This window comes from Coprococcus sp. AF99-45, assembly GCF_027663865.1.
GTDB classification, from domain to species: Bacteria; Bacillota; Clostridia; order Lachnospirales; family Lachnospiraceae; genus Allocoprococcus; species Allocoprococcus comes.
The window spans coordinates 66,757-81,664 of sequence record NZ_JAQDGZ010000013.1 but is presented as its reverse complement, the minus strand read 5'-3'; the positions used below and the strand labels follow the sequence as shown (position 1 = coordinate 81,664).

At 44.5% G+C, this 14,908-nt stretch carries 12 protein-coding genes and 1 pseudogene; all 13 read left to right on the top strand.

All coding sequences use genetic code 11. The features are described from left to right. Nucleotides 1-141: 141 nt before the first annotated feature. Nucleotides 142-501, top strand: a complete 360-nt coding sequence (locus tag PGR14_RS10575) for an ArsR/SmtB family transcription factor (RefSeq protein ID WP_022220999.1) — start codon at nt 142-144, stop codon at nt 499-501. A gap of 39 nt (nt 502-540) precedes the next feature. After that, a complete protein-coding gene (locus tag PGR14_RS10570) occupies nt 541-1,095 on the top strand; it encodes a tetratricopeptide repeat protein (RefSeq protein ID WP_049938179.1) in 555 nt (184 codons plus the stop codon). A gap of 60 nt (nt 1,096-1,155) precedes the next feature. Next, a complete protein-coding gene (gene hflX, locus PGR14_RS10565; RefSeq protein WP_055156345.1) occupies nt 1,156-2,397 on the top strand; it encodes a GTPase HflX in 1,242 nt (413 codons plus the stop codon). 3 nt (nt 2,398-2,400) lie between these two features. After that, on the top strand, nt 2,401-5,754 hold the full coding sequence (gene addB / locus PGR14_RS10560; RefSeq protein WP_270223359.1) for a helicase-exonuclease AddAB subunit AddB: 3,354 nt from the start codon (nt 2,401-2,403) through the stop codon (nt 5,752-5,754). Next, nucleotides 5,745-9,389 (top strand): helicase-exonuclease AddAB subunit AddA, encoded by a 3,645-nt coding sequence (gene addA, locus PGR14_RS10555; protein ID WP_270223358.1) that lies wholly within the window; start codon nt 5,745-5,747, stop codon nt 9,387-9,389. The genes addB and addA overlap by 10 nt, the downstream gene beginning before the upstream one ends. Then, on the top strand, nt 9,382-9,654 hold the full coding sequence (locus PGR14_RS10550) for a DUF1294 domain-containing protein (protein WP_082424231.1): 273 nt from the start codon (nt 9,382-9,384) through the stop codon (nt 9,652-9,654). Before addA ends, PGR14_RS10550 begins: the two co-directional genes overlap by 8 nt. A 445-nt stretch (nt 9,655-10,099) precedes the next feature. After that, a pseudogene (locus tag PGR14_RS10545) lies at nt 10,100-10,423 on the top strand (PadR family transcriptional regulator). After that, the gene (locus PGR14_RS10540; RefSeq protein ID WP_055156350.1) at nt 10,420-11,259 is read left to right on the top strand and encodes a DUF1700 domain-containing protein; all 840 of its coding nucleotides are present in this window, start codon (nt 10,420-10,422) and stop codon (nt 11,257-11,259) included. The pseudogene PGR14_RS10545 and the gene PGR14_RS10540 overlap by 4 nt, the downstream one beginning before the upstream one ends. Then, nucleotides 11,256-12,128 (top strand): DUF4097 family beta strand repeat-containing protein, encoded by an 873-nt coding sequence (locus PGR14_RS10535; protein ID WP_270223356.1) that lies wholly within the window; start codon nt 11,256-11,258, stop codon nt 12,126-12,128. Before PGR14_RS10540 ends, PGR14_RS10535 begins: the two co-directional genes overlap by 4 nt. Nucleotides 12,129-12,217: 89 nt before the next feature. Further along, the gene (locus PGR14_RS10530) at nt 12,218-12,409 is read left to right on the top strand and encodes a PspC domain-containing protein (protein WP_008372894.1); all 192 of its coding nucleotides are present in this window, start codon (nt 12,218-12,220) and stop codon (nt 12,407-12,409) included. Between the two features lie 142 nt (nt 12,410-12,551). After that, nucleotides 12,552-12,764: a small, acid-soluble spore protein, alpha/beta type gene (locus tag PGR14_RS10525; protein WP_022220993.1), complete on the top strand. Its 213-nt coding sequence runs from the start codon at nt 12,552-12,554 to the stop codon at nt 12,762-12,764. 112 nt (nt 12,765-12,876) lie between these two features. After that, the gene (locus tag PGR14_RS10520; protein WP_022220992.1) at nt 12,877-13,557 is read left to right on the top strand and encodes a WecB/TagA/CpsF family glycosyltransferase; all 681 of its coding nucleotides are present in this window, start codon (nt 12,877-12,879) and stop codon (nt 13,555-13,557) included. A 228-nt stretch (nt 13,558-13,785) separates the two neighbouring features. Continuing rightward, nucleotides 13,786-14,874: a PucR family transcriptional regulator gene (locus PGR14_RS10515; protein WP_055156356.1), complete on the top strand. Its 1,089-nt coding sequence runs from the start codon at nt 13,786-13,788 to the stop codon at nt 14,872-14,874. Nucleotides 14,875-14,908 lie beyond the last annotated feature (34 nt).

The following is a 14,908-nucleotide window of genomic DNA, read 5'->3' as shown; positions in this document are numbered from 1 at the left end:
TAACTTAACTAAATGACATTGGGGAGTGAACAGTAACTTCTTTTTTACTTTGCATGCCGGAATCAATGGAAACAGTTGACCGTAAAGAGATCATTTGGCATAATAGATATATGAATACTTGTTCATATGAAAGGGGTAACTATGAAAAAGACAGAAGTAGAATGTTGTGATACATTTTGTATACACGAAGAACTTGTACATAAGGCAGAGGGGCATATACCGGATGAAGAGGTTTTGAAGGATCTTGCTGATTTTTTCAAGGTATTTGCAGATACCACGCGGATCCGGATTTTATGTGTTCTTTTTCAGTCTGAGATGTGTGTTTGTGATCTGGCGGAAGTTCTTGGAATGACGCAGTCCGCGATTTCCCATCAGCTCCGGATGCTCAAGCAGATGAAGCTTGTGAAGAACAGACGGGAAGGAAAAACGGTGTTCTATTCCCTTGCTGATGATCATATCCAGACCATCATGAACCAGGGAATGGAGCATATTCTGGAATAACAGATGATATATCAATATAGAAGGAAGGAAACGATAACAGTGACAGCAGGAAGAAAGAAAAAGGTAATCATAGGGATCCTTGTAGCACTTTGTATGACAGTAACGGGATGTGCTGGTTCTGTAAAAAAAGGAACGAAGTATCTGGAAGAAAAAGACTATAAAAATGCAGAGGTGGAATTCCAGGATGCGGTAGACAAAAAGAAGAATCTGGGAGAGGCTTATCGCGGACTCGGACTCTGCTACTGGGAACAGAAAAAGTATGAAAAGGCAGAGAAGGCGTTGGAAAAAGCATTGAAGAATGGAACGGAAGAGACAGCAACTCTTTATAATATTCTGGGAATCTGCGATTTGGAACTGGATAAACCGGAAAAGGCAGTGTATTATTTCGAAAATGGGCAGGAGCTTTCAGGCGCAGGAAAAGAGCTGCTAAAAGAAATGGCATATAATCTGGTAGTTGCCTATGAAAAAGCAGGGGATTACCAGTCTGCAAAAGAGAAGCTGGACAGTTATCTGAAAGCAAATCCAGATGACAAAAAAGCGCTGAAAGAGCAGGAATTTTTAAATACACAGATTTCGGAAGGAGATCAGCAGTAGAGCGGATCGGATGAGCAGATCTGATCCGGGACGGAAAGAAATCTGGCAGGGGAGAATAATATGGCACTTTATGAAATAAAAGAAGAAAAGGAAAGGGTAATTCTGGTCGGTGTCAGTACAAGGGAGAACGATGACACGGAAGATTCTCTGGATGAGTTAAAGGATCTGGTGAAGACCGCAGGTGCGGAAGCGGTCGGACGGGTAATCCAGAAAAGAGAGCTTGTCCATCCGGGAACTTATGTCGGAAAAGGCAAGATTGAGGAAATCCGGGAGCTTTTGTGGGAGCTTGACGCAACCGGGATCGTCTGTGATGATGAGCTGTCTCCGGCACAGATGAACAATCTGACGGATATTCTGGATGTGAAGGTAATGGACCGGACGATGGTCATTCTGGATATTTTTGCAGGACGGGCTTCTACAAGTGAAGGAAAGATCCAGGTAGAACTGGCACAGCTTAAGTACCGGCAGTCACAGCTTACTGGGGCAGGAAGGGCGATGTCACGTCTGGGAGGCGGAATCGGAACCAGAGGACCGGGAGAAAAGAAGCTGGAGATGGACCGGAGACTCATCAAGAACCGGATCGCACAGCTGAACCGTGAACTCAGGGAGGTGAAGAGACACCGGGAACTGACACGCGAACAGCGGACGAAGAACCGGATCCCGGTCGTGGCAATTGTCGGTTATACCAATGCCGGAAAGTCCACGCTTCTCAACACACTGACCGGAGCCGGTGTGCTGCAGGAGGATCAGCTTTTTGCAACTCTTGATCCGACGACAAGAAGCCGGAAGCTGCCAAGTGGGCAGGAGATTCTTCTGACAGATACGGTAGGCTTTATCCGGAAGTTGCCTCATCATCTGATCGATGCATTTAAAAGTACGCTGGAAGAAGCGAAGTATGCGGATCTGATCCTGCATGTAGTCGATGCATCCAATCCACAGATGGATGAGCAGATGTATGTGGTGTATGAGACACTGCAGCGTCTGGAGGCAATGGACAAACCGGTGATCACGGCATTTAACAAGATGGACAGGATCGGGGAAAGCCTGACGGTACGTGACTTTAAGGCAGACCGGATCGTACAGGTGTCTGCAAAGACCGGAGAAGGTCTGGAGGCGCTTCTTCAGGCAATAGAAGAGATCCTGCGGGAGCAGAAAATTTATATCGAACGAGTTTATTCCTATCAGGAATCCGGGAAAATCCAGCTCATCCGGAAGTATGGAGAACTGCTGGAGGAAGAATACAAAGAAGATGGAATCCATGTATCTGCATACGTGCCGAAAGAGCTTGACGGGAGGGTATAACAGATGGCTTTACAGTTTATTTTTGGAAATCCGGGTTCGGGCAAGTCACATTATCTATATGAACATATCATTCGGGAATCAATGAAACATCCTGATATTAATTATATTATTCTGGTGCCGGAACAGTTCACGATGCAGACGCAGAAGGAACTGGTCCTGCGGCATCCGAGACATGGAATTATGAACATAGACGTGCTGAGTTTTGCACGTCTTGCTTTTCGTGTTCTGGAAGAAACAGGGAATGGAAGCAGGGAGATTCTGGATGATGAAGGAAAGAATCTGATTCTCAGGCGACTCGCGGGGAAAAAAGAAGATTCGCTAAAAGTTTTAAAAGGAAATATCAAAAAGCCAGGTTACATCAGTGAGGTGAAATCCGTTATTTCCGAGCTGACGCAGTACAACATTTCCCCGGATGGCATGGATGATATGATCACGGAGGCAGATGAGTCTTCGTATCTTGCCTGGAAATTGAAGGATATCCAGGTGATGTATCAGGCATTTGAAGAATATCTTGCAGATAAATATATTACAAAAGAAGAAATTCTGGACATTCTCTGCAATGTGATGGACAAATCGAGAATGCTGAAGGACAGTGTGATCGTACTGGATGGGTTTACCGGATTTACGCCGCTTCAGAACAAGGTGCTGGGGGAAATGCTGCATCATTGTCAGAAGGTGATGATTACTGTCACGATGGATAAGAGGGAAGATCCTTACGTGATGAAAGACAAGTATCAGCTGTTTGCGCTGAGTAAGCAGATGGTGACGTCTCTTGTGAAGATTGCAGGGGAGGAAAAGGTGCTGGTCGAAGAGCCGGTCTGTCTGTACCAGGAGCCGGTCTGGCGTTTTAAAAATGCGCCGGCACTTGCATTTCTGGAGAAGGAACTGTTCCGTTACAGTGGCAGGACTTACAGGGAAAAGCAGTCAAATGTGCGGGTTTATGCAGCGGCAAATCCCAGGATGGAAGTAGAATGCGCTGCCCAGAGGATACGTTTTTTAATTCGCAAGAAAGAATATCGTTACCGGGAGATCGCGGTGATCGCAAGTGACATGAATCTCTATGCGGATGAGATCGAGAAGACTTTCCGGGAGTATGAGATTCCGGTTTTCATGGATTATAAGCGGAATGTACTTTTAAATTCTTTTGTGGAGTATATCCGGAGTCTTCTTGCGATGGCAGAACAGAATTTTTCTGCAGAAAGTGTGTTCCGTTTCTTAAGAACGGATCTGGTCGGATTTACCGGTGAGGAATTGGATCTTCTGGAAAATTATGTACTTGCGCTGGGCATCCGTGGTTACAAAAAATGGCAGGAAAAATGGATCCGCAGAGCGAAGGATACGACCGAGGAAGAGTTGGAGGTACTGAATCATCTCCGGGTATGCTTTGTGGAAAAAACAGAAGAGCTGGTGTTTGTCTTAAAGCAGCGTCAGAAGACAGTGCGGGATGTGACGCTTGCAATCTGTGAATTTCTGGAAAAAGAAGAAATCCAGAAGCAGGTAAAAGTATTGGAGAATCAATTTACAGAAGCAGGAGAGCTTGCACTTGCAAAAGAATATGCACAGATCTATCGTGTGGTGATGGAGCTGTTTGACAAGTTTGTAAGTCTTCTTGGAGATGAGCGGATTGCGCTCAAAGAGTACAGGGAGCTTCTGGATGCCGGAATGGAAGAGGCAAGGATCGGTGTAATTCCGCCAAGTCTGGATGAAGTGATGGCAGGAGATATTGAGCGAACGAGACTGAAAGATATCCGGGCGCTGATCCTTCTGGGAGTCAATGATTCTCTGATTCCGGGAAATGCATCCGCAGGTGGACTGATTTCAGACAGAGACCGGGAGCGTTTTGAAGAAAGAGGAATTGCGCTTGCACCGGGAACAAGAGAAAAAAGTTACATCCAGAAATTTTATCTGTATCTGCACATGACAAAGCCGACGGAAGAATTGATGCTGACCTACAGTAAAGTATCGGCCGATGGAAAGAGCAGGAGGGCGGCATATCTGATCGGGGATCTGAAGCGGATGTATACAAAGCTTCCTGTATTTAATATGGATCAGTATGGGATGGAGACAAAAGAAATGCTTCCACAGACCGGGATCGGGTCATTGATCGAAGGATTACAGAACCCGAAAAAGATGGAGGAAGGCAGCTGGCAGGAGCTGTACCGTTGGTATTGTGCGCAGGAGGACTGGAACGAAAAGGTGCACGATCTGGCAAGGATCAGCAGATACCGCAGGCCGGAGGACAATCTGACTTTGCAGACCGCACGGAAGCTTTATGGAGACTGGGCACCAAGCATTTCAAGACTGGAGAAATTTGCTGCCTGTGCCTGTGCGCATTTTCTGACCTATGGACTTCGCCTTAAGGAGAGAGAGGTCTATGAATTTGCTGCTCTTGATTTTGGAAATATTTTTCATAAAGCACTGGAAAAATATGCCCGACGGGTAGAACGGGAAGGCCTGGAATGGACTGAGGTTACAAAGGAGCAGCAGGAACAGTTTGCGTCGGAAAGCGTGGATGAGAGTATCGTAGATTACAGCAATACCGTAATCTACAGCAGTGCGCGGAACGCGTATATCGTGCCACGTATGAAACGTATGATGAACCGGACGGTCTGGGCGATGACAAAGCAGCTTCGGAAGGGAAGATTTAAACCGGAGGGCTATGAGGTAAGCTTTGGAAGCGGAAAGATTGACAGGATCGATACATGTGAGACGGAAGATCAGGTCTATGTGAAGATCCTGGATTATAAAACCGGGGCAAAGAGTTTTGATATGGCAGCTTTTTATCATGGTCTGCAGATGCAGCTGGTGGTGTATATGGAAGAAGCAGTCCGGCTGGAGGAAAGAAAACATCCGGGTAAAAAGATTGTGCCGGCAGGCATTTTCTACTATCGGATGAAGGATCCGATCGTCGGGAAAGAGCTGGATGAAGAAAAACTGGAAGAGGCAATTTTAAAGGAGCTTCGGCTGGATGGAATCATCCGTCAGGAGGATGCCGTGATTCAGAGACTGGATGCGGATTTTTCGGGGAATTCGCTTGTGATTCCGGCAGGAAAGACGAAAAGCGGCTATTCCAAAGCATCCAAAATGCTCCTGCCGGAAGAGTTTGATGCAGTGCTGACTTATGCACAGAAAAGACGGACTGATCTTCAGGGAGCAATGTACCGCGGAAAGGCGGAGGCACTGCCGTATGAGATGGGTACACAAAATGGCTGTACGTATTGCCCATACCGGGATATCTGCGGATTTGATGAGCAGATCGAAGGATATGAATACCGGAAGCTTGAGAAGCTTCCGAAGGAAATTGTAATGGAGAAAATTATGGCGAAGCTGGAAGAGGAGAAGCAGACATGGGAGTAAAATGGACCGAAGAACAGCAGCAGGTGATCGACCTGCGCGATCATAATATTCTGGTGTCAGCAGCCGCTGGCTCCGGGAAAACTGCTGTTCTGGTGGAGCGGATTATTGCGAGGCTGACAAGGGATGCAAATCCGGTGGATGTCGACCATATGCTGATCGTGACCTACACTGAGGCGGCTGCTGCTGAGATGAAAGAAAGGATCGGTGCTGCGATTGAGAAGGAGCTGGAGGAGGATCCGTCAAGTGAACATCTGAAGCGGCAGTCTGCCCTGATCCATACAGCAAAGATTACAACGATCCACAGCTTCTGCCTGTCTGTGATCCGGGAGTATTTTCACACGATCGATCTGGATCCGGGATTCCGTATTGCGGAAGAAGGAGAATTAAAGCTTTTGAAGCAGGACGTGATGAAAGAGCTTCTGGAAGCAAAATATGAAGAAGGAAACGAGGATTTCCTGCGTTTTGTGGAGACTTTTGCAACCGGAAGGGAAGATCTGCAGGTGGAAGAAATCATCAGCAGACTGTATGAATTTGCCGGAAGTTATCCGGATCCGGAGGAGTGGCTGGATGACTGTGCAAGGATGTACGAAGAGAGCGGGGAAAAAGCCATTTATATTGAAAAGGTGATGGAGTATATCCGGAGAACAGTTGCGGATATGCAGATGCTGATGGAAAAAGCGGACCAGATCTGCATGGAACCGGACGGACCGTATATGTATGGAGATATGCTGGAAGCGGATCAGAAAGTTCTGAGAAAGCTTTTTGCGGCAAAGAGCTATGAAGAAATGTATGAGGCACTGAAAGAAAAGCCGGCATGGAAAACTCTGTCCAGAAAGAAAGATGACGCAGTAGATCCGACAAAAAGAGAGCAGGTAAGAGCCTATCGGGATATCTGGAAGAAACTTATCGATGATATTCGAAACAATTATTTTTTCCAGTCGCCATCTGAGATGGAAGCAGACCGGAAAATCTGCATTCCGGTGATGCATGAGCTGGTTAGTCTGGTAAAAGAATACCAGAGGGTACTTGCAGCTAAGAAGGCAGAAAAAAATCTGATCGATTTCCGGGATATGGAACAGTTTGCCTTGCAGATCCTGACAAGAAAAGAAAACGGAAAAAGAGTGCCTTCTGAGGTGGCAAAGGAGTATCAGAATACATTTGAGGAAGTAATGATCGATGAATATCAGGACAGTAACCTGATTCAGGAGGCGATCCTGACCAGTGTGTCCCGGATCAGCAGAGGGGAAAATAATCTCTTCATGGTAGGAGATGTGAAGCAGAGTATTTACCGTTTCCGCTTGTCAAGGCCGGAGCTTTTCATGGAAAAATTCAATACCTACAGTCTGACGGACGGAGGAAACAGGCGAATCGATCTGCACAAAAATTTCCGAAGCCGGGCAGAAGTGCTGGATGCGGTAAACTTCATTTTCCGACAGATCATGACCGAAGAGCTTGGAAGGATCACATACGATGAGAATGCTGCACTTTATGTGGGAGCTTCTTACCCGGAATCCGAAAAGAATGAGACAGAAATTCTTCTTCTGGATACAAAAAGTGAGGAAGAGGATACCGGGCTTTCTGTGCGAAGCGGAAGCCAGACGGCAAAAGAGCTGGAAGTCCGTCTGATCGCACAAAGAATCGGAGAGCTGATGGAAAATCAGCAGATTGTAGATAAAGAAACGGGAATGTTGCGACCGATACGCTATCAGGATATTGTAATCCTGACAAGAAGCCCTGCAGGGTGGACCGATACTGTTACACGAATTTTGCAGGATGAGGGAATACCGGTTCTGGCTGAATCGGCAGATGGGTATTTTGAAACTCTGGAAATTGGATGGATGATGGACTATCTGCGTGTACTTGACAATTTTCGTCAGGACATTCCACTCGTTGCAGTGCTGAAATCCCCGTTTGGAAGAATGACAAATGAAGAACTGGCACAGATCAGAGAATTGAATGCAGAAGTACCATTTTATCAGAATGTGCTGGAAACAGCGGATCCGGAAAAAAAGACAGATCTTCCGGCGGGCATTTTGAAAAAAGTGCGCGATGTATTTGGATGGCTCTTTTATTTCCGGGAGAGGATACCGTACACGGCAATCCATGATCTCCTGTGGGAGATCATGAAAAAGACAGGATACCGGGATTATATCGCGGCAATGCCAGGAGGAAAAGGAAGGCGCGCGAATCTTGATATGCTGATCACCAGGGCAAAGGCATTTGAGGCAACCAGCTATAAGGGACTGTATCATTTTGTCCGTTATATTGATCAGCTCAAGAAATATAATGTAGACTTTGGGGAAGCCGGGCTTTACGATGAGCAGACGGATGCAGTTCGTCTGATGAGTATCCATAAGAGTAAAGGACTGGAATTCCCGGTTGTGATCGTGACCGGAATGGGAAAGAGGTTCAACATTCAGGATACCACGGCAAGTGTTGTGATCCATCCGGATCTGGGGCTTGGAATCGATGCGATCGATCTGGAGCGGCGAACCAAATCTCCGACACTATTAAAGAAAGTTATTCAAAATGAAATCGGTCTGGAAAATCTTGGTGAGGAGCTTCGTGTGCTTTATGTAGCACTTACACGTGCAAAGGAAAAGCTGATTCTTACCGGAACGGTTCCACATGCGGCAGACAAATTGGAAGCCTGTCAGCTGGAACAGGAAAATAGTCAGAAAGAAACACTGGACTTTACAAAACTTGCACGTGCAACGTCTTATTATGACTGGATTCTTCCGGCGGCAGTGCGTAAAACAGAAGAAGTTCCAATCGAATTAAAAGTGATTGGTGTTGATACGCTTGTAGAAGGTGAAGTGGATAAGGAAGCAGCAGATTATCTGGAAAAAGAGGTGTTCCTTGAAAAAATAGAAGCAGAAGAACATCCGATGTCTGTGACAGATGAACGTTTTCGGGCAAAAATCGAGGAAGCATTTTCCTACAGATATCCGTATCAGGGTGAAGATCAGCTGAAAATGAAGTACACCGTGTCAGAGCTGAAAAAATATGCGGCAGCTTCGGAAGAAGAAGATGGAGAAATACTGATTCCGGAAGAGGAGATTGTTCCAATCCTTCCGAATTTTATGAAAGAGGAAGAAGAGGTAAAAGGAGCAACAAAAGGAACAGCTTATCATAAAGTAATGGAGCTTCTCGATTTTTCGAAAATATATACGATGGATTTACTGCGGGAAAACATAGAGAATCTGAAAAACGAAGGATACCTGGATGCGGGAACAGCCGGGTGTATTCAAAAAAAAGAAATTATGGAGTTTCTTAATACGAATGTGGGAAAAAGAATGCAAAATGCAGCCAGGGCAAAAACACTTTACCGCGAGCAGCCGTTTGTTCTCGGTGTAGATGCAAAAGAATTTTATCCGGATCAGAAAAAGGGTGAAATGGTACTGATCCAGGGAATTATTGATGCTTACTTTGAAGAAGACGGAGAAATCATCGTACTCGATTATAAAACCGACCGTGTACAAACCGAAGCCGAACTAAAAGACCGCTACCGGGAACAGCTCCGCCTTTACACCAAAGCCCTTGAACAGATCATCCGGAAAAAAGTAAAAGAACAGATCATCTACTCCTTCACCCTTCGCAAAGAAATCCACCTGGAGGACTACAAAAATGATTAAAATAATACTCCTTGCATACCTGCTATTGATCAACATCATCACCTACTTCACCTACGCCGCCGATAAAACCAAAGCCCGCCAAAACAAATGGCGAATCCCCGAACGCACCCTCATCCTCCTGGCCCTTCTGGGCGGCTCCCCAGCCGCCCTCCTCGCCATGAAACACTACCACCACAAAACCCGCCACCTGAAATTCAAATTGGGAATCCCTATTATTCTAATCATTCAAATAGTAATTACATATTTTCTTTACCCCCATATTTAAAATATTTGATTCCCCAGCACAGTCGCTTTATAGGCGCTGTGCGTCCCCTTTCACAATCCTTCAAATTTCGCCCCAGCATCAGCCCTGGCAGCCCGCCCAAGCGGATGGCTGGTCATTCGATAACCTTGAGTGGCTTGCAGATAGAAATAAAGTCCACCACTTCCCTTGAGGGGCAATGGAGATGAGACTCAAACATTGTGGAAGCCATTGCTGACACAATGTTCGCATTCAGAGGCTCATCGGAATGCTTTCGCCCCGTGGGAAGCGGTGGACTTTATTTCTATCCGCAAGCTGTCACAACCTCCCTCCCACCATCCGTCTCCCACCCATTTCTTTAGGAAATCTTCAGAAAGTCTTATACAATATTATATTGACTCACTATATTATATAACGTATAATATGCTTAACAAAACAATATAACAAACAATAAAAGGATGTGAATCATATGGTATTTAACACCGGAGCTGCCCTCCTTGATGCAATCGTGCTTGCCGTTGTATCACGGGAACAGGAAGGAACCTATTGATATAAGATCACACAGGATGTCCGGAGAGTTCTGGATGTATCGGAATCAACGATGTACCCGGTACTCAGAAGACTTCAGAAAGATGAATGCCTGGAAGTCTACGATATGCAGTTTGACGGAAGAAACCGCAGATACTATAAAGTTACAGAAAAAGGAATGGCACAGCTTAATTTGTATAAAGTCGAATGGAAGAACTACACAAGGAAGATTACAGAGATGTTCGAGGGAGGTGCAGCCGAATGAGCCGTACAGAGTATATGAGGGAATTAGATGCACTGCTTCAAGGAATTTCGAAAGAAGAAAGAGAAGAAGCAATGCAGTATTACAACGATTATTTTGATGACGCCGGAAGCGAGAATGAAGAAAAGGTAATCGAAGAGCTGGGAAGTCCTGCAAAGCTTGCAGAAACGATCCGTGCCGGGATAAATGGCAATACCGATGAGGCGGAAAGTTATGGAGAGTACGGAGAGAGAGGATATCAGGACAGACGTTTTGATACCAGTGAGTATCCGGCGGGAAAAGATGGCTATTATAAAGACAGCTATTCGGAGACATGTGGAGAAAGCCAGTCACAGAATGACAGGAATCCATTTTCAGAAAGACAGTATTCTTATACAGCCAATTCTAATCAGGGATATACATATGCGGGAAATCAGGGATATGGTGCGGGTCAGACGACAGAAATGCCACGGAAGAAATCCAGTGCCGGCAAGATCATTTTGATCATCTGTATCCTTTTGATTGGGCTTCCAATTGTAGTTCCGACAGCACTTGGTCTTCTTTTGGCGGCATTTGGAGTTCTGGTCGTACTTGCAATATCAGCAATAGCGATCTGGGTGGCAGCAGTTGCAACCGCAGCCGTAGGGATTCTGTTGGGGATTCACGGATTTGGTCAGCTGTTTTATTCCCCGGCTCTTGGAATCGGAATGCTTGGTGTCGGCTGCCTGCTGCTGGCACTTGGGGCAGTATTTACAGTATTGATCGGATGGGGATGCATCAAACTGATTCCAATGATGTTCCGTGGATTTGTAAATCTTTGTCGCATACCATTTCAGAAAAAGAGAGGTGAATGCAGATGAAAAAAGGATGGAAGATTTTCTGGACAGTTATTATAAGCCTGACAGGGGCAGGAGTTGTATTTTGTATCATTGCGTTATGTCTTGGAGTCACATTTTCACAGTTTGAAAAAGCATATCCGAATGGAATTGGTATTATAAGAAAGGATTACGTTTCTTTCGAGGAAGATTGGGATGATGATGACGACGATGATGAGCCGGAAGAGACAGAAAATGTTGTATCAGAGGAGACATTTTCGAACGTAGAGAATCTGAAGCTTGATATCGGTGCAAGTGAGGTACAGATCAAGACGGGGACGGATGATAAGATCCATGTGGATGATTCCAGGATGAAAACGGAAAATGCAGTGCAGAAAAGACTGTCCGATGACAGGAAAACTCTGGAAATAACAATGAAAATGCGCAGCAGTTTCGATTTCAAAAATGTGAGAAACGTAAAGGGAATACTTGTGATCTATCTTCCAAGAGATTACAAGTTCGATCAGGTGGACATGGAATATGGTGCAGTAACAGCAGAGATCGATGGACTAAATGCGAAAAGCCTTAAGATTGAAAGCGGGGCATCAGGCTGTACAATAAAAAATGCAGATATAGAGGAGTTAGATGTAGAAACAGGTGCCGGAAGTCTGGATTTTTATGGAACAGTGGAAAAAGAAGTGGACATTGACTGTGGTGCTGGAAGCGTCACACTGAATCTGGAAGGAAAAGTGGAGGATTATAATTATGAACTGGATAGTAGTGCCGGTTCGATAGAAATTGGAGAAGATATAGATCTTGGCGGCTTAAGCACAGAGAAGTCAATCGATAATGGCAGTAAACGCATGATTGAGATATCGAACGGAGCAGGCAGCGTGGAGATCCGTTTCCATTAGAATTAACATAGACAGAAAAATCTATCAGATGAAACACATATATAATAGAAGAAACACAAAAATAGGAGAAACTTTTAGGAGGAATTTTTATGGAACAGAAAAGATTATACAGATCCGTAACAAACCGTAAGATCTGCGGTGTATGTGGAGGTCTTGGAGAATATTTTAATATCGATCCTACATTGATCCGGCTTGGAGGTGTTTTGCTGGCTTGCGTAAGCTGTGGGACTGCCGTGGTTGCCTATTTTGTTGCAGCAGTTATCATTCCGGATCCAGAATAAAAAATAAGAGAGCTTTGCCGATAAAGAAAAGGCAGAAGGAGAAGAAGTCGGAAGTAATGTTTCCGGCTTCTTTTATAATAACCAGGTATAAATGTATAAAATCCGTAATTGGGGAAACACTCTGAAAAAGGAGTTGAAAGGTATGAAAAGCACAAAGACAAAGAAAATCAGACGCGAAGATATCCCCAATCTGGAAACAAGTGAGCGGGTAAAATACGAGATTGCGGAGGAGCTTGGACTTCTCGATAAGGTTCTGGAAGATGGCTGGAAGAGTCTGTCATCAAAAGAAACCGGGCGGATCGGAGGAATCATTTCAAAAAAATCCAGGAAGAATGAGACTGGGAATTTACAATAATATTACAAATTTTAAAAAATGTGAATATTTTGCAACGTTTGTTGAAAAAGCACTGTATGTTTGATATAATCGCTTGACCGCAAAAACCGAGAAAATGGAACGGGTGAGGCAAATGAATGAAAAAATGAACGTACTGGACGTACAGCTTGATAACTGTACGGCAAAAGATGCGATGAAGATCATTGCAGAATATATGCAGACAGAAGAACTTAACACAGTAGATATTGTTACGGTGGATACCCTGATGAGAGCGACACAGCTTGACGGTATGAAGGAAGAGCTGGAGAAACTGGATCTTCTGCTTCCGGGAGATATGGCGATTCTTGAAGCTGCAAAGATCACAGATAGAAAGCGGATCCAGGAGATGGAGGATCAGACGATGCTGAAGATGGTATTCCATTATTTTCATAAGAACCGCTGTAAGATATTTATACTGGCAGGATCTGAGGAAGAAGGAGACAGACTGCAGGGCTATCTGCATGAGGCATACAGTGGGATTCAGGTTGTCGGTATGAAAGCAGTACCGGCAGACGAAAGTGAGGATGACAGGATCACCAATCTGGTCAACGGCGGAGAAGTAGACTGTGTGATTGCCAGCATGGATTTCCCTTGGCAGGAACAGTTTGTTTACCGGTGCAAAGAGCAGCTGAATACCAGAATGTGGTTTGGAACAGGACATAGTATTGCTTCCTTTGCAAATGGTGAGAACTGGGCAGATCACCTGAAAAATTTTATCGGTAAAAGGATTTTAAAACGGGAGATCAAAAAAGAGCAAAAAAGAAAAGAAGTATAATTGAAGCGACAAAAGACTGAAAATAATAAAAAAAATCAAAAAATCTTTTTTGATAGAATAAATTTTATAATAAACTCAATTGAGGAAATGCATAAAAAAATGTGATTTCCTCTTTATTTTTTTGGTAATATGTATTAAAGTATTATATGTATATGGCTAAGTCCACAGTTGCGGGGGATGAAGATTGTACAAAGTGTATAGAACCACGGAGGATGGAGGAGAGAGAATATGATATCAAATCAGATACTGCAGAATACGATTGAAGGGTTGAAATCAATTACAAGGATTGATCTTGGAGTGATGGATACAGATGGAAAGACTTTGGCGACAACATTTCCGGAGCCTGGAGATTATGAGAATGCCGTTCTTTCGTTTGTAGAATCTCCGGCAGAAAGTCAGGTGATTCAGGGGTATCAGTTTTTCAAAATTTATGATGAACACCAGCTGGAGTACATTCTGATCGCCAATGGCGGCAGTGAAGATGTTTATATGGTTGGCAAGATTGCAGCCTTCCAGATCCAGAATCTTCTGGTAGCATATAAGGAGCGTTTTGACAAGGATAATTTCATCAAAAACCTTCTTCTTGACAACCTTCTTCTGGTGGATATTTATAATCGCGCCAAAAAATTACATATTGACACAGAGGTAAAACGTGATATCTTTATAGTTGAGACTTCTCGGGAAAGAGATGTCAGTGCGCTTGACAGTCTCCGTTCTGTTCTGGGTGGAAAGGGCAAGGACTTTATTACAGCTGTTGATGAGAAGAACATCATCGTAGTAAAAGAATTAGGTCCTGGCGATGGATATCCGGAGATGGACAAGACTGCACATGAGATTCTTGATCTTCTGAAAGCAGAAGGAGAAGAGAATGTCCGTATCGCATATGGTACGATCGTCAATGACATCAAAGAAGTATCCAAGTCTTACAAAGAAGCGAAGCTTGCGCTCGATGTAGGAAAGATCTTCTTCGACGAGAAGGAAGTTATTGCATATAGTGCGCTTGGAATCGGACGACTGATCTATCAGCTTCCAATTCCGCTCTGCAAGATGTTTATCCGCGAAATTTTTGAGGGGAAATCTCCGGACGAATTTGATGAAGAGACGCTCACGACCATCAATAAGTTCTTTGAGAACAGCCTGAATGTTTCCGAGACATCAAGACAGCTGTATATTCACAGAAATACACTGGTGTACCGTCTTGACAAACTGCAGAAGAGCACAGGACTGGATCTGCGCGTATTTGAGGACGCAATCACATTTAAGATCGCGCTGATGGTAGTCAAATATATGAAATACATGGAAACACTGGAGTATTAAGTTATATCGGAGTATGGATAATTAGGAGGAGCAT